Genomic DNA, 20,767 nt, shown 5'->3' on the forward strand with positions numbered 1-20,767 from the left:
CATATCAGCTTTTCTATCGTTATCTTTAGTTTACCGGGGTTCAGGGTAATGTTCAACCGCCGGAAGACCTTCATGCAGATTTCCTCTTCCCGTGGCATTCGCTGTTTTCTCATGATATAGTGAACACGGTACCGCAGTTTTACATCATGAGATACGGTATCAAGAAGGAGAAAGAAAGCCCATGAACAATCGCAAACCCCAACGAAGAAATCAGACAAAATCAACGTTGAACACAGGCGGCTCCAAGCGCAACCACAAATCTGCCGGAAAACCCGGCCCAAATCGAACGGAAGCACGAAGCAAAAGAAACGCTTTGGATAAAGCTCCTGCCAAAACATACATCGTACAAAAGCCTGCCGAGCTGCTGAGCTTTCTGATAGAGCATATTAGTGGCATGGGCCGTAATTCCATTAAATCAGCACTCGCCCGAGGACAGGTATCTGTGGATGGTATCGCACGCACAGTGCACAACTTCCCGCTGGAACAAAATCAGATCGTCACACTTTCCAAGGAAAAAATCGCTCCCGAGGCACCACTGACCGGCCTGCGTATTTTACATGAGGATGATGCCATTATTGTCATCCATAAAGATGCCGGGCTTCTGTCCGTCGCCTCTGCCCAGGAGAAAGAACTGACAGCCTACCGTCAGCTTACGGCCCATGTGAGGCGAGAACATCCGTACAATCGTATTTTTGTGCTGCATCGTTTGGATCGGGATACGTCAGGAGTCATGATGTTTGCCAAAAGCGAAGCTATACAGCAGCAGATGCAGCAAGCGTGGAAAGAGGTTGTGTATGAACGGACATACATTGCGCTCGTAGAAGGACAGATTAAAAAGCCGGAGGGCACCATTTCTTCATGGCTGAAAGAGAGCAAGACGCTGAAAATGTATTCCAGCCCGTATCCGAATGACGGGCAACATGCGGTTACGCATTACAAGCTGCTCCAGTCGAATCGCCATTTTTCCCTGCTGGAAGTACGCTTGGAAACCGGACGCAAGAACCAGATTCGTGTGCATATGGAGGATATCGGTCACCCGATTGCAGGAGATAAAAAATACGGCTCCAAATCGAAATCGATCGGTCGCCTTGGTCTGCACGCACGGGTATTGTCATTTATTCATCCCGTCACCGGAGTATTACTGCGTTTTGAATCAGACATTCCCGCAGCCTTTTTGAATCCGTTTCGGATATAACCTGTACCAGAAGCATAGAGATTATATGGAAATATAAAAGGAAAACTTGGGGCTGCATGGAACAGCCTCAAGTTTTTGTCGTTTAAGCGGTATGTTTCCGAACAGCGTCAGCCATTTTCATCAGCTCATCCCATATCTTAACGGGTGTATTGCATACTGAACAACGAAGCCAACCGTTCAAATAGGGCAAATGGGCCAAAAGCCTGTCCTCTTCGATCTTCCGGGCATATTCATGCAGCCATTGTAAATTGGAATCACTTTGTTCCAATGAACCCGGGTAAACCGGATGAGGAATCAGATGGTTTGAAGTTACAGGATCTTTATCATAAACGATCAGGGCATCACTCTGTTCATCAGGCCAGATATAAAGCGGGGTACCACAATGCGGACAATCCAGCGTATATTCCTCGCCTGTATCAAAAGTTTGGAGCATATAAGCTATGCAGCGATAGCCTTTAAAGGCAGCAGCAGCAGCCAGAATATAGCGCTTGCCTATGTTGCCCTCGTGCTTTTTTGCATAAAGCACCATTTCTTCAGTCAATTCGGAAAGCCGGTCAATGGCATGCCTGTACTGCTCATAAATGTATTCAGCCAAACCAGAATCCACTTTTACCTGGTCCCTTGCAAATTCCAATGGAATTTTGGTGTGCAAGGGATTGGTATTTTTCGCTTCAAATATTCCGCAAATGTTATATATATCCGCACGAATACCTATATCAGAACTGTTGAACGCAATGTCGACAAGGTAAGGCACGGCCGCAAACGTACAAGTATACAGCGTGTTTTGGTGATACAGCTCCTCCCAATACAAGGTGTCAGCTATTTCGCCATCATATCCGGCTTGGAGCTGCTTCAACATTTCTGGAACGTATCGAGAAGAACCGTAGGGACCTTGGAGCAAAGTCCAGGCCGGATCGGACAAAGCCAGCATCTTGATACTCCTTTCCACCATTTTTCTTACAGTAACATAGGAGAGGGGTGTGTACTCCCATTTGTAATTAAAATTCATTTTAACTTCATAATTCTTAGATTATTACGTTTATTTTATTATACGCACATGATTTACTGAAGTTGCTTTTATTGTTTTATGCAATATACAAAATCACTATTCTGAGGCCTATCATCATATTCGGTTGCGTATTCAGTATTATGAAGATGATAATCCCAATCATCTGTTTTAATACGAGTCCATTTTCAGTTCTGTTTCAAACCTCAAAGCCTTTTTTATTCATATGCATAGCCACATTATAGATCCTGTTACTTTAAAACAGCTAAACGAGAATTAAAGTATATATAACATTTAATTTCCATACATGTTAGAACAAGCTCGGCAAAACATACGGCTGCCAAATTGTGGGCTGCATCAGTATATGTTAAGGTACGTTGGGAATATTATGTATGAATACTGCGACCATAAGGGGAAATTGCCTATGACCATTACACCGGAACAGCGGATTACCCTGCACGGATTTAACAACCTGACCAAATCATTAAGCTTCAATATGTACGATATCTGCTACACCAAAACCAGAAAAGAACGCGAGGCGTATATTGAATATATTGATGAACAATACAATTCGGATCGGCTGACAGCTATTTTAAACCATGTATCCGACATTATCGGCGCTCATGTGCTCAACGTGGCTCAACAGGACTATGTTCCTCAAGGAGCGAGTGTGACAGTGCTTATATCGGAAGGTCCTATTGTCGAGGTACCCACTGAATCCTACGCTGAATCGCCAGGTCCCCTGCCTGACTCGGTCGTGATACAGCTGGATAAAAGCCATATCACTGCCCACACTTACCCGGAATATCATCCAGACGAGGGGATCAGTACGTTCCGGGCAGATATTGATGTATCTACCTGCGGGGAAATCTCCCCGCTAAAGGCACTCCATTATTTGCTCCATTCCTTCGACACGGATATTATGACGATTGATTATCGGGTGCGCGGCTTTACGCGTGATTCAAATGGTCACAAGCTGTTTATTGACCATGATATCTCCTCCATTCAAAACTATATTCCTGATGAAGTACGCAGTCAGTATGACATGATAGACGTGAATGTATATCAGGAAAATATTTTTCATACCAAATGCAAGCTTAAGCAATTCGATCTGGACAACTACCTGTTCGGCTATACAAAGGAAGGTCTAAGCGTGAACGAGCAGCAGAATATATCAGCACGCCTCAAAACCGAAATGGATGAAATTTATTATGGTAAAAATATAACGTAATCAGCAGTATTGTAAAAAAAAGGAATGATTGCCCAAGCTAGAATACAGTGGCTTTCGTCCTTTTTTTACTGCGAAATTATAGATATCGCACAGTTTTATCTGTACAAGTGGGGAAATGTTCACTATGATAGGGGAAGAAACTACTAATTTGAAATATCATTCTTTTAAGTGCGGTTAATTGTAAGCGCAATCAATTGATTTTTTGTTATTCAAAAAAAGGAGGAATTTGCATGCAAGGCGGTATTGGCGGTAAAAATTTTATTTTACGACTGGAAATTTCCACCGAGCACATCCAATTTGGTCAATTGATTACGCTGGTAAACGAACATGGCGGAGATGTAATTGCAATTGACGTCATTCGTACCTCTGAGAACGTCACGGTGAGGGATATTACGGTTACCATTGCCGATCCCGCAGAAATTGACCGAATGATTACCCGGATCAAAAAAACGCAAGGCGTCAAAGTATTATCTATCTCTGATCGTACCTTTCTGCTGCACCTTGGAGGTAAAATTGAAATGCAGCCCAAGGTCCCGATTCAGAATCGCGATGATCTGTCGCGGGTATATACCCCTGATGTGGCCCGTGTGTGCATGGCCATTCATGAGGAACCGGACAAAGCCTTCCGCTTGACGATCAAGCGCAACACGGTTGCCGTCGTCTCTGACGGAAGCGCCGTTCTCGGTCTGGGTAATATCGGCCCCTATGCAGCCATGCCGGTTATGGAAGGCAAAGCCATGCTATTCAAGCAGCTTGGTTCCGTTGATGCCTTTCCGATTTGCCTGGATACGCAGGACACCGAGGAAATCATCAAGGCCGTTAAACAAATGGCCCCGGCTTTTGGCGGCATCAATCTGGAAGATATTTCGTCACCGCGCTGCTTTGAGATTGAACAGCGGCTGCGTAATGAGCTGGACATTCCTGTTTTTCATGATGATCAGCACGGCACAGCTGTCGTTCTGTACGCAGGCCTGATCAATGCACTTAAGGTCGTCGGCAAATCACTGCCCGATATCAAAATTGTCGTGTGCGGTATCGGTGCGGCCGGGGTGGCCTGCACCAAGATTTTGCTATCTGCTGGAGCTGTCAACATCATTGGTGTAGACCGTCACGGAGCGATTACAGCTGATGAGACCTACGAGCATTCGATGTGGAATTGGTATGCGCAGCATACCAACCCTGAACGGCTGTCTGGCACGCTGTTCGAGGTTCTGAAGGACGCTGACGTGTTCATCGGGCTGTCGGCAGGTGGAGTGCTGCAGCGAGAAGACGTGAAGCGGATGAACAAGACTCCTATACTCTTTACCATGGCTAACCCGGTTCCCGAGATTGCGCCGGAGGAGGTCGAGGATATTGCAGGTGTCATCGCCACAGGACGCTCGGATTACCCGAATCAGATTAACAATGTACTTTGTTTCCCTGGTATTTTTCGGGCAGCACTCGACTGCCGTGCCCGTGAGATTAATGAGGAGATGAAGCTGGCGGCCGCAGAAGCGATCGCAAGCACCATCCGTCCCGAGGAATTAAACAAACTGTATATCATCCCGGGCGTATTTAACGAAACTGCGGTTCAGCGGGTACGGGAAATGGTCATTAAAGCCGCCATTGCGAGCGGTGTTGCCAGAAGAGTGCCCCGAGATTTCAGATAAAAGCAAAGGATTGCTCCCCTTAATACGGGTGCAATCCTTTTTTTTAGTTTAAGGTTATTTGGAATATCACGACAGGCGTTATGATCTCCATTTAGAGAACAATTGGCTAGCTCGCTGTGCAAATTCCTCCAGGCTGAAGCTGGAGTTATCCAGCTAACGATGTATTGATCCCTCGCATGCACATTTCGCAGCTATGAACCATACATTGAAAAGATCTCTTTTTTAGCCGTTTGCTTTACTGCTGTACTAAATTAACATTAGGTACCTTGTTCTGTCTGGCCCTAAAATGCTTTACTCCATAGATTACAGGTAGAAGGTCACATTTTTCAAAAATATTCGTTATTACCGGTTTACATTTCGTGTAAAATCACGTACCTTTTTAAGGATGAAAGCTTTACGGATGTACTTGGAAAAAGGAGGCATACAAAGATGATTCCCGGTTCTAGCTTAGCCTACGGATCAGCTACACCTTTAATTGAGGCACTTATCGAATTTGAACAGGAGCTTGAAGCGAACCGGCATTCTTTGGGTTATGATTTGGGATTGATGATGGAGCATGGCCGCGCGCCACGTTATATGGCTACACCACCGGATGTCATTCCTTTTGCCCATGCAGGCGTGGATGGAATACACTATGGCTTTTTAACCGATTTTGGCCTTGAAAAGGATCTTTCGCAGGCTCCCATTGTGTGCGTATCCCCCGTTGATTGGACAGGCGTGTGGGTGGTTGCCCGACATTTGCAGGATTTTTTAAGCGTGGTTTACACAGAGAACAGTTCACTACAGCGTTACTACGCTAATGGAAAGGATTATACTGGACATACAGGCCAGCGAACGCCTCAAACTGCCGATGAACGTACTCTATATGTACGCGAATGCTTTCGGGAGCGCTTCGGTGTCCAGCCGATTCAGGATATGAGTGCCTACATCGATCGTTTGCGAACGGAACGGAAGCAAAATGAAGCGGCTCCCACCTTGAATGGCCTAGGCGTTCGGAGATTTTCCACGGCAAAGCATCACTCTTTGGATAAAAGTCTCCTGTTGAGCGTGGCAGAGCCCTTCCATTGGGAGCAGCAGGGTGAAGCTGTGCGTGAGCTGTTCCGCAGTGGATCGCGTGAAGCCAGACTGGCCTTTGTTCGGGATGCCCAGACACGGCATCTGTTCACGCACTCCGCCCTTCGTGCTTTTGTAGCAGGCCAGCTTAAATCGATGGATCTGCCGGATGCCGCAGCATATTTGGAAGAGTCCTATTATACGGTCATTCCGGACACGATGGAATCTTAACCGAATCCTCGAATTTCGCCAACACCACCGCCTCTAAAAAGGCGGCTTTTTGTGCTACAATAAATGAAAATCATAGGGTCAAACGGCCCGTACGAATGAAAGAGAGCGAGCATGAATAATCATCCCTATCCTACTTCCGAGATCATCGAGGTCTGTCTGTTGGCCGGCAAACTGATGATGCAAAATGGAGCCGAAACCTATCGCGTCGAGGATACGATGTCCCGTATTGCCTCGGCCTATGGTATATCCGAGTCCCACAGCTATGTAACCCCGACCGGGATTTTTTTTGCTATTAACAACTCGGAGCCCGCCAAGCTAATCCGCATTGTAGAGCGGACCACTGATCTGCACAAGGTGACCGAGGTGAATTCCATTTCACGTAAAATCAGCACAGGCAGCTTGTCTCCCCGCGCAGCGGTAAAGGAGCTTTCGGAGATTGAATCTGGTCCTCTCCGCTATTCCAACCGTGTGCAGCTGGTGGCCGCAGCTTTGGCAAGCGGCTGCTTTATGGTGATGTTTGGCGGTGTCTGGCGTGATTTCCTCGCAGCCTTGTTGTGCGGCGGTGTTGGCTTCGCATCCATGCAATATTTTCACAGGCTCGTCAGAGTCAAGTTTTTCTCAGAGTTTTCCGCCTCCTTCCTCATCGGCTTGCTGGCTGCACTGCTAACGATGGCGGGTTGGGGGCAGATGATGGACAAAATCATTATCGGCTCCGTCATGCCGCTGGTGCCAGGCTTGTTAATTACAAACGCCATCCGTGATTTAATGGCCGGGCATCTTGTGTCAGGACTTTCCAAAGGGGCTGATGCTTGCCTGACGTCTTTTGCCATCGGAGCCGGTGTTGCGGTTGTGATTACGTATATATAATTCGGAGGAGATTCAGGCTTATGCTTGCACAATTATTCACAAGCTTTATTGCTACCGCCGCTTTCGGCATTCTTTTTCGCGCCCCCCGGCGCTCGCTGCTGCAATGCGGCTTTGTCGGGATGGTGGGCTGGCTTGTCTATTATGCGACCACAGACAGTATGGGACCTGTGACCGCCAGCCTTTTGGCTACAGCCCTGATCGGCATTGTCAGTCAAGGCTTTGCGAGGCTGTACAAAACACCCGTGATCATTTTCAGCGTGGCAGGCATGATTCCGCTCGTTCCAGGAGGCATGGCCTATAATGCCATGCGCCAGTTTGTACAGCATAATTATCCCCAAGCACTGGAACTGGCCATTAGCACGCTGATGATCGCAGGGGCAATTGCTGTCGGCTTGGTGCTGTCTGAGGTACTTAATCAGATTTTTCGCAGCGTACGTTTTAAACCTAGGCGTTAAAAGCAAAAAACAGGCTGCTTCCAACACCACAGACCTTGCCGTGGGAGACCTGGAGACAGCCTTTTTATTTTGGACTACCTTTGCACGTTCGTTTATTGTTCTGGTTGTCCCTCAACATCATCCACTCGTTTACCCAATATAGCCAAATCCCGCTCTATGCTGTCCAATACAGCAACACGCGGATAAAAGCCCCACTGCTCAAAGCCAAACTTCCGCAGCAATGCAATACTCGGTTCATTGTGACCAAACACAAATCCCAGCAGCGTAGTAACATCAAGCCTCGGGCATTCATTTAGTATATGCTGAACCAGACGACTTCCGGTTCCAGTTCCGCGGGAAGCTTCATGAACATAAATGCTGATTTCTGCCGTACCGTTATAAGCTGGGCGCCCGTAAAAGGACTGGAGGCCGCCCCACCCGGCAATTGCCCCCTTTTGCTTCAAAACCCACAGAGGCCGATGGTTTTCCTGATGATCCTCAAACCATGAAATACGGCTTTCCACGGTCACTGGTTCCAAGTCTGCCGTAGCCATTCGTCCTGGAATCGTAGAATTATAAATGTCCACAATGTCGGGAAGATCCTCCCTGCGCGCAAATTCAATGGAAAAAGATTGGTCCTTATTCATCGTGATATCCGCCTCCTGTCGTAGTGTTTCATTCATTGTACTAGACAAGCACCGGAACAGCCATATCGAGTTGTTTTTGCGGATTAGACACGAAGGGTTTTATAATAAAATTTGAAGGCAGTTTAATATGAATATTGGAACTCAAATCCCGATTCCGGAAGTACCGGACTGGCCTTGGAGAGCCTCGGTAAGCTGACCGGATTAGGTGCCGAGAAGGTGCTCTGCTACCATGGTGTTTTTATGACCAACATGTACAGGCTCGCCTCCAAGCATTAAGCCAGGAACGAAGATAAGAGATTCAGAGCTATAATGAAAAACATAGAAAGGAGTGAATCTGAATGAATGATAAAATAACCCGGCTGTATGATGAATTGAAGTCACAATCTTGGGACGGCCTGCTCGTGACTGATCCCAAGCATATTTACTACCTCACAGGCTTTGCCAGTGAGCCGCATGAACGCTTTCTGGGCCTAGTGCTGCTGCGGGATCAAGAGCCTGAATTGATCGTACCTGCCCTGGATGCAGAGGCCGCCCAAGCAGCTTCTTCCGTAACCCGCATATCCACCCACACCGATACAGACAATCCGTATGATCTGCTGCGTCAACGCACAGGCAGCGGAGTGAAAACCTTTGCATTGGAAAAGGAGCACGTCTCCATCCTCCGCTACGAACAACTACATACTGCCATCAGCGCGGCTCAATATATGGATCTGGGTCCTGTGCTTCAAGCCATGCGTGTGAGAAAATCCCCCGAGGAAGTACAGCGTCTAAAGCATGCTGCTCGTTTGGTGGAGGATGCTCTTCGTCACGGCCTAACCCATGTACGCGAAGGCGTAACGGAAGTCGAGCTGGTAGCCGAAATCGAATACCAGATGAAAAAAATCGGAGCAGACGGTCCGTCCTTTGATACAACAGTGCTGTCTGGCCCTAAAACAGCGCTCCCTCATGGTGTTCCAGGCACCCGCAAGCTGGAGTACGGCGATCTGCTTATGTTTGATATGGGCGTATATTCCAATGGCTATGCTTCAGATATTACGCGTACCTTTGCTTTCGGAAAGCTATCGGACGAGCTGGAAACCATTTATAATACGGTTCTCCGCTCGAATGAAGCCGGCATTGCTGCCATTCGTCCGGGAGTATCCTGTGCATCTGTAGACCAGGCTTCACGGGCTGTTGTTGAAGCCGCCGGATACGGTCCCGCCTTTAACCATCGCGTTGGGCACGGCCTTGGCATGAGTGTTCATGAATATCCATCTGTACATGGAGGCAATAACGACCTGCTTCATGAGGGCTTCGTGTTCACGATAGAACCGGGCATCTATGTGCCAGGTCTTGGCGGTGTGCGGATTGAAGATGACGTTTTGGTCACCGCTGATGGTGTAGATGTATTAACCTCTTTTCCAAAGGAACTGACAGTGCTGGGATAAGTTTGATTTCTTTTTTCTAGAGCTCATGCTTAAAATGCATGGGCTTTCTTACTCTTTTGATCCTGGTACTCAATGAAAATACACTTTATTTTCCTCTTCGTACCCCAAGAGCAGTTGTGATTTGTGTATAACTTTGCTATAATTCAGATAGCTAATTTTGCTTTTTTTCGGATATAGTAAAGAATCCGCTTTGAATACTTTGAAATATCGTAGCCTGATATTTGAAGTGCATCTTGAATGTCTGCAACATCCAAGACTTGTTTGTGCTCTTTACTCATCTCTACAATTAAGTTAATTTCATTTCTGTATTTGGACTGAGCTTCGGGTTGAGTATTCTCAGCTTCCTGTGTTTGCTTGTTTATTTTGTTCCTGATGCGTGCTAATATTCTGCTGATTGTCATAGGGTATACGTGGAGTATTTGGGATATTTGCGAGTTATTAGCTCCTTTCATAATTAAGCGCATGACTGTTTTTTCGTGTTCTGTGAACAGAGGGTTGCTTAACAACTTTTGAACATAAATCCTGTTAATCACATGCTCATCGAGGTTACTTTGCGAGTTGTCCGTAGCTTCAAAACTGTCTATGGAATCAAAATGCTCCATTGTATCACTGAATTGAGCTACTTCTCTGTAACGCTCTATAGGAACTTGAAGGAACTTCGCCATTTTTTGCTCACACGGTCTATAGCCTAGTGTATCTTCAATTTCTGCCATCCTTCGGATCATATCAATAGCTCCCCGACTAAGTCTTACCTCTTGCGAGTTACTATATAATAATTGATTGACCTCCCATAAAATAGGCCTTACTACATACGTAGTAAATTTAATACCCCGATGAATATCAAAATCCTTGAGTGCCGTTAGTAATCCTATACATGCATGCTGGAATAAGTCGTCCTCAGTAACCTTGAATTTCATTTTTAACTCTTCTATACTTCCTTTATACCGCATAATAATTGAAAACATAAATTTTCGATTTTCTTGCAAAAACTCCCCAAGAAGGTCCTTGTTCTCTTTACACGCACAGATCAGCTTCATATTATGCATATCCTTCACGGCAGACTTTCTTAATTGTATATACGTATCACTGAGCAATCTGTTCACCCCATACTTTCTGGCGATACCAGTATTATGAATTTCCTTCTACATTGATCACGTTCACATTTCAATAGTTGGTCTACCTTTTTTAGAATTTATTCAGTTGAATAGCTAATAAGATACGTATGGCCGGAATCATCCAGGTATAAAAAATTTTTTGAACGCGCTTGTTTCGTTGACATCGAATCCAATGCATACCCATGCTGAACAAGGACCTGCTGCTCCATTTCCTGAACCAATGACATATATTCATTCATTTGTAACTCAAGCAATTGATTACGGGCTGCAAGTTGTCTATTTTGGGAAATCAGATGATGATTTTGCCTTTTAAGCCTCTGATTCTCTTTAACAACACTCTGAATCTTGCTAATCATTTGTATAAATTCTAAGGAATCAGCCTCTTCTCCATCTTGCTGATACATGTTGTTGTTCATATGTTTCATATCATTTCCTCCATTCGTTGATTTAGCTACATTTTAAAATGCATATCGTGTAACAATTAACTTTGTCTACTGCGTTTTTTCAGGATCAGTGTAGTGGTAATTCGTAAAGTCCTTGAGATGTATTTCCACCCGAGTCAGATTACAATCAAATTCATCTGCTAGCGCTTGTTCCAACTGCTTAAATTTTAGCAGGGTGTCCTTGCTCACCGGCGGCTTATATGCATCTTCGCCTGCGTCGTATCTTGTCCACCATCTTCTTAGAGATTCCAGTGTTATGGTCTGATTAATATAATCCCCACAGTGCCTACCAAAGAACAAGGGATTGATCACATTCTAAAACCTCCATAGACACTATTTTTTAATCCGGTCAGATCAAGAAATAAGATCATAGCTCTGGTCTGTTGTACCGATTAGACGAAGAACAACCCCCGGGTCTGTCAAAAAATAATAGGATGTTTCTATTCTTTTGCATTCAGCACTTTCCGTGTAAAATTCAAAGCGAAATTCTCGCCCTCCCTTTACAGGATGAGCTACTTGAAAATAGAGGCCTTCACTATAATCTTTACAATAAACGTGGTTAACAATTAAATTTTCATCAACCACTAAGGACCAGTAATCAGTAGGGGTAATTATGTCCGCCTTTATTGAAATAGCAAAAAACTCCAGATCATTGGATATTCTAAAGGTGTCAGTTACGATCCTTTTACTTTTTAAAGCCCTCAAGCCATCGATATCAATTCTTCGGCTTGCTATGCAGGGTTTTGTTTTGGTAGGATGGAAAGGTGGGTCTAATCTTCCGCCAACGATATAGCGACTCAGCATGTAAACTACCCTCTTTTCTAACAATTTTCATTAAATTTTCAGAATCGTTCACTTGCAATGCCTCAGTCGGATATGTATACTAAGTAATGTATAGTAAGGGGCAGTGCGTAGTGCATTTCTATTCTTTTTTGGATTTGACTTTTTCTGATAGTGGTAAATCAGATTATTTAGTTTTCAAGCTCAGTTTTATAAAGTTCTCTTAGTTTTTTTACAGCTCGACATGCATGGGATTTATGAATATCAAGATAATGGGCGATTTCTGTAGGTTTCATATCCATTCCTTCTTCAGTGAATAACATGAAATTTAAGATTCGTTGCTCCTGTTTCGTGAATCTGTTACGGTTGCTTAGGTAGTCTACTTTTACTTCTGTTAATTTAAATCCGTAATCATTCACTTGAACCGAATAATAATTAGCCATTGAATCTTCTTCACCTGTGCCATCGCAGAAGTTAACGGTTGTACTACATTGTGTAATTCTGCGTTTTTTTTTACGATAATAATCAACTACAGAACGTTTGATAACGGTATGTGAAAAAGTAAATATATCCTTTTGGATTTTTCCTTTTTGGATTGCTGTCAGAATTTGAACGATAGAATCCTGTTTCACATCCTCTCGGTCCTCCTCGTTAACACCACGCAGTATAAAGTTAAAAATATGATTCAAGGCATCTGGATTAAATGAATTAACATTTGTCGTTATCATTGCGGCTCTCCTATTTTATATTTTATTTTAGTTCAATAGGTTTAATACCCTCTTTCCCCTCTAAAATGTGTATTAGTGTTCCTTTCTGAAATTTCAGCATTCGGCAATTATTTTCCACTTTTTTCTTTATTTTACCCTTTTCTCTTTTAAAACGTTATGCATTTGAATCAGTTCCAATTACCTAATTAATATATAATTTTTAGGATTCTACTCTAATAGTCGTGGTATCTATTAAAAGAGTTGCAATCAATTATTACTTTTTCAAAAACACGAACTTATGTTCCCATTTTAATAGGTATATATAACCTTGTCAATTCCCACCATTAGTTGATTTTACTCTCAATAGGTTATATTGTTCTGTTTTTTTGTGTATATAGCTTTTTTAATAAGTATTTTGAACCAATAATTGAGGTTACTATATTTAATGTCCGGCTCACATACCTGTATGTGTCCATCTTCTTCCTTCAATATTAATATAAGTAAAAATAGATAAAATTTAACCCCTGCTACGTATAGCAGGGGTACATTTACATCATAAAGCAGTATCCGTATTCAGTAACTACATCTATACTGGACAAAAGGTCGTCATAAATCTGAACCTGTATAGCTCCGGGTAGCAATGATTTTTGCCATACGGAAATATGGCCTGTAAAGATAGACATTTTCCAAATGTCCATAGAGCCGTGAAGGCCACTTTGTCCATACTGTCTGACCACCACTGAGCCAGTGATAAAGGATTTCTCCCACACACTCATATCACTTTGCAAGCTTCGTTGTGCTGTCCTTCTAACAGTTAGATAGCCAGTGATATGACTATGCTCCCGAATTCCCAAATCGGATGGAAGTTCTGTTTGGTCTGAATGCCGAATGGTAACATGACTATATTGCTCATATGCTGCGTCCCGTCTAATGTCCACCTCAGAATTCAGATCATGATGTTCCATCACACGAACCGATAGCTCGGTATCCCAATCCTGCTGAGCGAAAAGACGCACCGAGATTCGAAACCATCGATCAGATTCACGACTTTTCCGTGCACTGATCCTGCCTTTAAGTTCAGATTTCTCCCAAGTTCTTACGTTAAGCCCACTTAAGATATTGTCCAAATGACGACGTCTAGTTCGCAGATGAGAAGGCTGATCCGTGTGGCCATCCACTCTTACCTTTATGTTAGAGCCTAAATTGCCGGATCTTACCCCTACCGCAATTTCCAGATCAGAAATGAGCTTAACTCGCACTGTAATCCGTGACTGCATATCCATTCGTTGATGGTACGGGATGGATATCGAGCCCCATAAATTTCCTGAAAGTACGGTGAGGCTTGAAGACACATCTTTTTTGGGCCAAATGGCTATACTTGACCTCAAAGAAGCTTTCTGCGGTATTGTGATCGCTGAAGGCAGCCCGGAATGTGCTCTTGTTCTTATAGATAAATCGGACATGAGCTGACGACTAAACACAATTTGAAGCCTGCCGTAAAAATCAGGATTGTGGATATTCATATCCGCAGGCATATTTTGCCTATGAAGTATATGCCCCTCCACCATCAGATCCGTCTCGCGAGATCTACGGACTGAAATAGAGCTTTTCTTTACTACTCCCTGGAAGACGGTTATGCTCCCCAATATATTAGGGATACTCAGCTCCATTCCAGAAGAGATATCCTGATGCTCTGTCCTTCTTACCCGGATCGACCCAAGCGTTTCCTTACGGTTGACAAGAATCTTTGCCGGAAGTTCGGGAAACGGAGCTGCCCAGCGGGCAACGCTCAGCCTGGAAGCCATGTTCTCCCTGTAAAAGACATACATATTCGAAGGTATTATTTTCCTACTCACCCATAGAGCGCTGTCTATTGAATGCTCACGTGCAACAGCAACAACAAGCTGAGCTCCTAAAGAATGATTATCCTTGCGGCGTACGGACACTTTGCAGTGTAGGTTAGGTACCGTCACTGTAATATCAGCCAGGATCTCCCTTTGGTTATGGACAAACAGGCTTCCCTTCCAAACCGTTGCTCCATAGGACTGTTTAATGCGTAACGAGCCTTTAAGCTGCGACCCCTTGCTTACACGAGTGGTAAGGGCACCCTCTATACTGTTCCTTCCCAAACTATAGATACGAGTATCATAGTAGCTAATCACTAATATAGGACGATACGACTTTTGCTCCTTGGTAAAAAAACGAATACTTCCATGTTCGAATTCGTCCAGAGCTTTAAAGATATATCCATAATTCGGCCTTTTTCCTTCATACCATGCACGAATGGAATCTGTCACATCAAAAGAAATGTACCCAGAATCTCCACCTACATCTTGAACGATATTTATACCGTTATAAGATGAATCCGGGTTACTAAAACCAAACGGAAACGGTTGGTTTTGCCATGTAACTCCGTATTCTGACCATTCTTTGAATGCTTCAATAAGCTGTATCCCCTTCAGGGGGACGTTGCGACCATCGAAGTACACTTTGAGCTCGGCAGATTTAATCGTCGTATTTTTCTTGGGAATTGAAGCAGTATCCAGATCAAAACCAACATAAGCTCTGTATCTCTCCTGTGCCGTGGCAGAATATCCGACATACATTTGTTCCTCAACCCCATAGTTTAGTCTGGGCTGAGACTCACGAACAAAAGCATCTTTATTAGCATAAATACGCGTTGTGTAAGTAGGAGGCTCAATAACTTCATATCTGCCTTTCATCCAGGTATAGGGTGTAACTCCTATGAATGAAGTCATGTCTGAAACTTCTCGAACCGTCATTGCAGATGGAAGATCATCATAACTACGGGAAGTTATCCGATATCTGCCGGTAGACTGGATCCAGGATGAAATAGATAAGAGTGAGGGTAGATTCTCCGTTTTCTTAATTTTCAGACTAGAATATACATCTGTAACATAGCGTTTATGAATATGGTAGTGTCCCATGATTCGGGTATGGCTGCCGATCTGAATGCTACAGTGTAGTTTGGATATATTGGGTACCGTTAGGAGGGACGTTAAATCTCCAGCCCCAATTGGCTCTATTCCATATTTCACGCCCAGATGAGTATGGGTTCGTATGGACAGTGATGAATTAACTTGATCAATAGACTTAATTTGCAGGTTGGAGCTGAGATTAGCAGGCTCAATTCTCCGTACCTGATACCTTCCGCTGCCGTTTGCTTGAGTGTTGATTTTCAAGCTACTGACAAGATCATTCGGCTGTTTGACCTCTATGACTGCTTTGAGATCTTGCTCCTGAGCAGCATGAACCTTATATTGGGCAGTTAATTTAGTATTCACTTGCACCGAGATCCTGGAAGGTAATCCCTGCTGCATAACAATCAGGCTAGATCGCAAATCATCCGGTATGAGCCGCTTCACATCGTATCTGGCTATGGCAGTAGCTGTTGAACTAACACTCAGCACAGCAGCAAGATTTTTGGACACCTTAACTGCCATCCTGCCTTGGACATCACTGTGATCCGCAGGCAGAATACCGTAGCAAGCCTTTACTGCCGTTTTCCCTGATGCATTCACACTCAGGACGGCTGCAAGGTTATCCGCTGCCTTTACTTCAATAGCACTTTGTATATCATCCTGACCCACGGGATGGACCGCATAGTGCGCTGTTACGGAAACATGAGTATTGATATGCATATTGCTGACTACATCAATAGGCCTTTTTACTGTTATATGTGAAGACATGTCAGCCATGTCGGCAGGAATCATCGTCTGCTTCCCTTGAACTCGTCCACTAATTCCCACTTGCAGGGATGCTGTGAGATTCTGCCCTTCTGGTACGCTCGCATGAATGCGCATGTCAGAATGACTTATCCCCAAAAGGTAACCAGCCATATAGTTTTCAACGATTTCATCCATAGTCAGCGCAACATTATACAATCGTACAACGGGAATATACCCACGAAAACCTCGGCTATCCTCTGTACTTTGCTTGCCAATAAAAAGCCCATTGGGCCGTCGGCTATGTTCAGCGACTTCAGCCCGTACAAGTCCCTGAGGAGCCCCATTCAGAAAAGTAGCTAGATTACCTGTAATTTCGTCAAATGCGCCGACAATATGGTACCATTGATTTCTGGGTAATCTCCCTAAGTTGGTATACGCTTTTCTCGTGCTGGTTGCAATCTGAAGCTCCAATTCCCCTGTAGGATTAAACTTAACCGAGATGCCTTGGGTATCGTTCCCCTTAGTATTGTCCAGTTGTTCCCCGGAGGACAAAACAACATTACCCCCGATATAATATATCCACACTTCAAAGGTAACACTGGTGATCGGCTTAGAGGTATCCGCGCCTATACATTGGATATATTGACTCGTCCCGTTCAAAAATAGTGCATAGGGCTGGGTGAGGGTGTTTCTGCCTACCCAACCATCATTTTCCTTAAATTGGAAGCCGTTCAGTATGCCGTGATTTCCTTTACCACTCAAATCATGCCATTGCGAAGTGGGTTTTGAGTTGGAGCCAACCTCCAAACCTTGATCTGCAAGGGAAGCGTGAAGGGAAAGGATTAATCCTCTCTTACTAAACATCAACATCACGCCCTATTCCATTGTATTGGAACATCATTATATGGGGCTTGCTTTCGCCCTTAGATCAAACGTTCCACCCGTCTTCACTGCAATATCCGACTTGATTCTGACATAGAACTTTTCCGCGCTGCCCCTAGCTAAGGTGCCATTAAAGGCTAATTCCTGAGCAGGTAAAAACGGAGTATCCGACATACTTAAATCAATCTCCATCCCTTTATCTACCGTCGTACTATCCACCCATGCTTTGAGTTGATTCACCGGGAAATCAGCATTATTTTGCAGCCACACTGGTTTGGGGGAAGAGGTTTGGCTTGCGATTAATGTGCCGAACTCCAGGTAACGCAGCCGCTCCCCTGCATTATCTGTATAGTATTTACCAAATTCATTACGGAAGCCGAGCAATGGCAGATCAAGAGGCAGAAGCTTCCTTAATGCGGGATAACCGTCATTGTATTTAGGGTCCATCATCCATATATCGTCAAAATTCCAGGCCGGATTGGAGTAGGTTCCCCTGTATTTCATTTCACGGGTGGTCAAACCTGATCCCCCTATACCAGAAGCAGTCTTATACAATTCCTTATCAAAGTAATTATCTGAAAAGGCGCCACTCCCCGCATAAATAAATCCATTCCAAGCGGATGAAGCAAATGCCTTGCCCAACGCGAGGCATCGTCTTATCGTAAGAGTAGCCGTATTTCCACCAAATCCGCCCACCGTTACTCCAGTTAGCTCCGCATCTGTCCAGCAATCCTCCAATATAGAAGAACCATTACTGTAACCTAAAAATCCCCCCAGGTAATCCCCAGTACTCTCACCTTTACCAGAAGCACAGCATCTACGTATAATCCCATTCCCAGTTAAATAACCTGCAAACACTCCAGTGTAGCTTACTCCTACAACCGTTGTATTTACACTGCAATCCTCTACGATTCCATCCGTAGCTACTTGTCCTACCAATCCTGCTCCATAATTTCCTTTGCTTGTAACTTTGCAATAAGAAAATGTATCGACATGGCAATTGCTAATGGTAGCTTTGGAAAGCTGGCCCGCTAGTGCCGACGTATAATGGCTACCTGTAAGATTACAATCAATGATATCCAGATTTTTGATCCAGCCTCCCATCATGTAGCCAAACAGACTTACAAATTGATCATTGGGACGATAGATGAATAGGTTAGCAACGCAGCGACCTCCACCATCAACATATCCTCTGAAATACGCTTCTTTACCCGTCAGATTAAAGCCAATGGGATAAAATCCGCTATTTGTTTGGAATTGTGTCATTTTGATATCATCTTCGAATTTGAAATAAAATCCATCGCGAAACCAGCGCATTTGAGATAGATCAAACTCGGTCAGAATAAGGAAAGGATCCTCCTTGGTACCTGTCCCGCTGTGGTATCGAATAAATTGACGATGTTCAGGATAACCTCCATTGTAATCCTGGCTCATATACCAATAGTTAGCGAAATCCCAATTTTCAAATGTGGATGCAGTCTTTAATTCCAGCGTGGATTTGCCAACACCCGCTGCACTGGTTGGAATTCCCGAGGCTTCTATATCCCAGTAACAATATTTAATTGAAGAAGCAATATTGGTATTGCCTATAAAACCTCCAATACTGCTTCTTTCACGAGCTATTGTAATATCCTCGACCTTACCTGTAGAGTAACAATACGCCATCGAGAAGCTGCCGTTGTAATAATTTACATTTCCAATTAGTCCTCCTGCCATATTGCCTGCGGATCGAACGTTACACTTATAATTATATGAGTAACTGATTGTTGAATTGCTTGAATTTTGATATAAATAGCCAACTAATCCCCCGACATATCCCATTTGGCCTTCAACCACACCTGAAATAACATTACAATTATAGATATTAACATAATAATCTCCGTAACCTATTAGTGTACCGGTATAAGTCTTTTTATTGGTAATATTAGGATTAATTAACCTTAAATTACGTATCGCTGCTGCCCGGGCATATCCAAACAAACCAACATAATTTCTGTCCTGGTTCATGTATAAACTTTTAATAGAATACCCATTACCATCATACACACCTGTAAAAACATAATTACCATCACCTATCGGTGTAAATCCAGTCCCACTCTGAAAGCTGCCCATGACAATATCTCTATCCTGCATATACCAAGCTCCGGGTTTCTTCCGTACATCATCCAAATCCTGTTCGGTAGAAACAATATAAGGATCTGCCTGCGTTCCACCACCACCGGAAAAATGGTCCACATAAATATAGGTCTGACCCTCTACCTTTTCGAAATAGGGTCTTACGCCGCCCGTCTCTTCCTTCGTCTTCACGTAGGTCAGCTCGGCAATCCCATCTTCATCCGCATCGCTGACGACATATACATCCGAATAATCGTCATAGGGTAAAATAATCGTTCCGCTCAGCTTGGAGGCTCCGTGCACATAAGCAAATTCACGGCCAAACGGGATCTGCTCACGGGTTTCCGCATCCAATACATGCTGAACCCGGTCTCTGCCCACGATGTCAATTCCCGTCGGATCGGCGGTATCCAAAATGATCGTGGATGCTATTTTATGTTCATAAAAGGAATCAGCCAATTGCTTGTATTCCTGATATAACTGCTCTTCCTCAGGTGTAAATGTATAATTCTCGTCCAGATTTTTTTCCTGAAGCTCTTCAAATTCTTCTTGGATACTCTCCCAGCCGTTTGGAGTAAGAATTTCTACAGGATATGGATATATACTAAATATTGACTTTTTATTGATTTTATCTACTTCAATCGTATAATTACGAATTACTGAACCAGCCAATTCAATTCACCTCCGATATCGTGTTTTAATGGAGCACTGAATTCCTGTGTAACCAAGCCGTTTACCTTGACCTGTAATTTGCCATTCAGTTCCGTATTGGATACTAGTCTCAATGCCATATGAACGGGTGCGTTGAATGGAATCTTACAGATCGCTTTGACATGAAATTCAACCTGGTCAATCAAGAGCGCCGCCTTATATCCAAAATTAAATTGGGTAATCGTACTGCTCATTACCCCTTTTTCTCCTGCCGCAGCAGGGCTGTAGTTGGGTAATCCGGATGCCTCCGCATCCTTATATGCAATAATGTCTCTGTAGGATTGAAACACATTACCTGTCAGGTGATAGTCTTTGTCCGGCGTGGAATATACCAGTTCCACCATCCTGCCAGCTAATTTGAAAATACCGTCACTTTCAAAGAAGAAGGTTTGACCATGGCCTACCATACCAAAGCGGATCAATTTTTCTCTTTGAATGGCGTAAAAGCTGTTTTCTGCCTGCGTGACAAAATCATACTCAGAAAGGTGAGTACCGTCCGTGTACTCACCTAGCCAAATAAAATCCTGTGACACAGGAGAATATCCGTTACATTGTGCAAACATAGATATTCTTCCTCCCATTGTA

General features: G+C 44.0%; 17 protein-coding genes. 7 read left to right on the top strand and 10 right to left on the bottom strand.

Annotated features, from left to right (window positions below; all coding sequences use genetic code 11):
- Window positions 1-181: 181 nt before the first annotated feature.
- Complete coding sequence (locus JO375_RS21345) at window positions 182-1,195, top strand: RluA family pseudouridine synthase (RefSeq protein ID WP_229526344.1); 1,014 nt, start codon at window positions 182-184, stop codon at window positions 1,193-1,195.
- A gap of 82 nt (window positions 1,196-1,277) precedes the next feature.
- Here JO375_RS21345 and JO375_RS21350 read toward each other — a convergent pair whose 3' ends face one another.
- Window positions 1,278-2,126 (bottom strand): hypothetical protein, encoded by an 849-nt coding sequence (locus JO375_RS21350; protein WP_322098778.1) that lies wholly within the window; start codon window positions 2,124-2,126, stop codon window positions 1,278-1,280.
- A 499-nt stretch (window positions 2,127-2,625) separates the two neighbouring features.
- On the opposite strand from JO375_RS21350, the gene speD reads away from it, so the two are divergent.
- The 5 genes from speD to JO375_RS21375 all read left to right on the top strand — a co-directional run bounded on the left by speD (window position 2,626) and on the right by JO375_RS21375 (window position 7,687).
- The gene (speD, locus tag JO375_RS21355; protein ID WP_229526346.1) at window positions 2,626-3,432 is read left to right on the top strand and encodes an adenosylmethionine decarboxylase; all 807 of its coding nucleotides are present in this window, start codon (window positions 2,626-2,628) and stop codon (window positions 3,430-3,432) included.
- A gap of 230 nt (window positions 3,433-3,662) precedes the next feature.
- Entirely contained in the window at window positions 3,663-5,081 is a 1,419-nt protein-coding gene (locus tag JO375_RS21360; protein WP_229526347.1) for an NAD-dependent malic enzyme, read from the top strand.
- Window positions 5,082-5,510: 429 nt separating this feature from the next.
- Window positions 5,511-6,365 carry a hypothetical protein gene (locus tag JO375_RS21365; protein ID WP_229526348.1) on the top strand — a complete coding sequence of 285 codons (855 nt, stop codon included), beginning with the start codon at window positions 5,511-5,513 and terminating at the stop codon, window positions 6,363-6,365.
- A gap of 111 nt (window positions 6,366-6,476) precedes the next feature.
- Window positions 6,477-7,232, top strand: a complete 756-nt coding sequence (locus JO375_RS21370; RefSeq protein ID WP_229526349.1) for a threonine/serine exporter family protein — start codon at window positions 6,477-6,479, stop codon at window positions 7,230-7,232.
- Between the two features lie 20 nt (window positions 7,233-7,252).
- Entirely contained in the window at window positions 7,253-7,687 is a 435-nt protein-coding gene (locus JO375_RS21375) for a threonine/serine exporter family protein (RefSeq protein ID WP_229526350.1), read from the top strand.
- A 92-nt stretch (window positions 7,688-7,779) separates the two neighbouring features.
- Here JO375_RS21375 and JO375_RS21380 read toward each other — a convergent pair whose 3' ends face one another.
- Window positions 7,780-8,313 carry a GNAT family N-acetyltransferase gene (locus JO375_RS21380; RefSeq protein WP_229526351.1) on the bottom strand — a complete coding sequence of 178 codons (534 nt, stop codon included), beginning with the start codon at window positions 8,311-8,313 and terminating at the stop codon, window positions 7,780-7,782.
- 338 nt (window positions 8,314-8,651) lie between these two features.
- Here JO375_RS21380 and JO375_RS21385 point away from each other — a divergent pair, with 338 nt between their 5' ends.
- Complete coding sequence (locus JO375_RS21385) at window positions 8,652-9,740, top strand: M24 family metallopeptidase (protein ID WP_229526352.1); 1,089 nt, start codon at window positions 8,652-8,654, stop codon at window positions 9,738-9,740.
- 143 nt (window positions 9,741-9,883) lie between these two features.
- Here JO375_RS21385 and JO375_RS21390 read toward each other — a convergent pair whose 3' ends face one another.
- The 8 genes from JO375_RS21390 to JO375_RS21425 all read right to left on the bottom strand — a co-directional run bounded on the left by JO375_RS21390 (window position 9,884) and on the right by JO375_RS21425 (window position 20,745).
- A complete protein-coding gene (locus JO375_RS21390; protein WP_229526353.1) occupies window positions 9,884-10,777 on the bottom strand; it encodes a sigma-70 family RNA polymerase sigma factor in 894 nt (297 codons plus the stop codon).
- Between the two features lie 155 nt (window positions 10,778-10,932).
- The gene (locus JO375_RS21395; RefSeq protein ID WP_229526354.1) at window positions 10,933-11,280 is read right to left on the bottom strand and encodes a hypothetical protein; all 348 of its coding nucleotides are present in this window, start codon (window positions 11,278-11,280) and stop codon (window positions 10,933-10,935) included.
- Between the two features lie 66 nt (window positions 11,281-11,346).
- Entirely contained in the window at window positions 11,347-11,610 is a 264-nt protein-coding gene (locus JO375_RS21400) for a hypothetical protein (RefSeq protein WP_229526355.1), read from the bottom strand.
- Between the two features lie 42 nt (window positions 11,611-11,652).
- The gene (locus JO375_RS21405; RefSeq protein WP_229526356.1) at window positions 11,653-12,102 is read right to left on the bottom strand and encodes a hypothetical protein; all 450 of its coding nucleotides are present in this window, start codon (window positions 12,100-12,102) and stop codon (window positions 11,653-11,655) included.
- A gap of 167 nt (window positions 12,103-12,269) precedes the next feature.
- Window positions 12,270-12,806, bottom strand: a complete 537-nt coding sequence (locus JO375_RS21410; protein ID WP_229526357.1) for a sigma-70 family RNA polymerase sigma factor — start codon at window positions 12,804-12,806, stop codon at window positions 12,270-12,272.
- Window positions 12,807-13,333: 527 nt separating this feature from the next.
- Entirely contained in the window at window positions 13,334-17,338 is a 4,005-nt protein-coding gene (locus tag JO375_RS21415) for a DNRLRE domain-containing protein (protein ID WP_229526358.1), read from the bottom strand.
- A gap of 36 nt (window positions 17,339-17,374) precedes the next feature.
- Window positions 17,375-20,143 (bottom strand): filamentous hemagglutinin, encoded by a 2,769-nt coding sequence (locus JO375_RS21420; protein ID WP_229526359.1) that lies wholly within the window; start codon window positions 20,141-20,143, stop codon window positions 17,375-17,377.
- Window positions 20,128-20,745: a hypothetical protein gene (locus JO375_RS21425; RefSeq protein ID WP_229526360.1), complete on the bottom strand. Its 618-nt coding sequence runs from the start codon at window positions 20,743-20,745 to the stop codon at window positions 20,128-20,130. The genes JO375_RS21420 and JO375_RS21425 overlap by 16 nt, the downstream gene beginning before the upstream one ends.
- Window positions 20,746-20,767 lie beyond the last annotated feature (22 nt).

Source organism: Paenibacillus farraposensis (genome assembly GCF_020736845.1).
Taxonomy (GTDB): domain Bacteria; phylum Bacillota; class Bacilli; order Paenibacillales; family Paenibacillaceae; genus Paenibacillus; species Paenibacillus farraposensis.

Excerpts from the sequence above, each read along its gene's own strand:
- JO375_RS21345 (WP_229526344.1), top strand. The coding sequence starts at position 182 with ATGAACAATCGCAAACCCCAACGAAGAAATCAGACAAAATCAACGTTG.
- JO375_RS21350 (WP_322098778.1), bottom strand. The coding sequence starts at position 2,126 with ATGCTGGCTTTGTCCGATCCGGCCTGGACTTTGCTCCAAGGTCCCTAC.
- speD (WP_229526346.1), top strand. The coding sequence starts at position 2,626 with ATGACCATTACACCGGAACAGCGGATTACCCTGCACGGATTTAACAAC.
- JO375_RS21360 (WP_229526347.1), top strand. The coding sequence starts at position 3,663 with ATGCAAGGCGGTATTGGCGGTAAAAATTTTATTTTACGACTGGAAATT.
- JO375_RS21365 (WP_229526348.1), top strand. The coding sequence starts at position 5,511 with ATGATTCCCGGTTCTAGCTTAGCCTACGGATCAGCTACACCTTTAATT.
- JO375_RS21370 (WP_229526349.1), top strand. The coding sequence starts at position 6,477 with ATGAATAATCATCCCTATCCTACTTCCGAGATCATCGAGGTCTGTCTG.
- JO375_RS21375 (WP_229526350.1), top strand. The coding sequence starts at position 7,253 with ATGCTTGCACAATTATTCACAAGCTTTATTGCTACCGCCGCTTTCGGC.
- JO375_RS21380 (WP_229526351.1), bottom strand. The coding sequence starts at position 8,313 with ATGAATAAGGACCAATCTTTTTCCATTGAATTTGCGCGCAGGGAGGAT.
- JO375_RS21385 (WP_229526352.1), top strand. The coding sequence starts at position 8,652 with ATGAATGATAAAATAACCCGGCTGTATGATGAATTGAAGTCACAATCT.
- JO375_RS21390 (WP_229526353.1), bottom strand. The coding sequence starts at position 10,777 with ATGAAGCTGATCTGTGCGTGTAAAGAGAACAAGGACCTTCTTGGGGAG.
- JO375_RS21395 (WP_229526354.1), bottom strand. The coding sequence starts at position 11,280 with ATGAAACATATGAACAACAACATGTATCAGCAAGATGGAGAAGAGGCT.
- JO375_RS21405 (WP_229526356.1), bottom strand. The coding sequence starts at position 12,102 with ATGCTGAGTCGCTATATCGTTGGCGGAAGATTAGACCCACCTTTCCAT.
- JO375_RS21410 (WP_229526357.1), bottom strand. The coding sequence starts at position 12,806 with ATGATAACGACAAATGTTAATTCATTTAATCCAGATGCCTTGAATCAT.
- JO375_RS21415 (WP_229526358.1), bottom strand. The coding sequence starts at position 17,338 with ATGTTTAGTAAGAGAGGATTAATCCTTTCCCTTCACGCTTCCCTTGCA.
- JO375_RS21425 (WP_229526360.1), bottom strand. The coding sequence starts at position 20,745 with ATGTTTGCACAATGTAACGGATATTCTCCTGTGTCACAGGATTTTATT.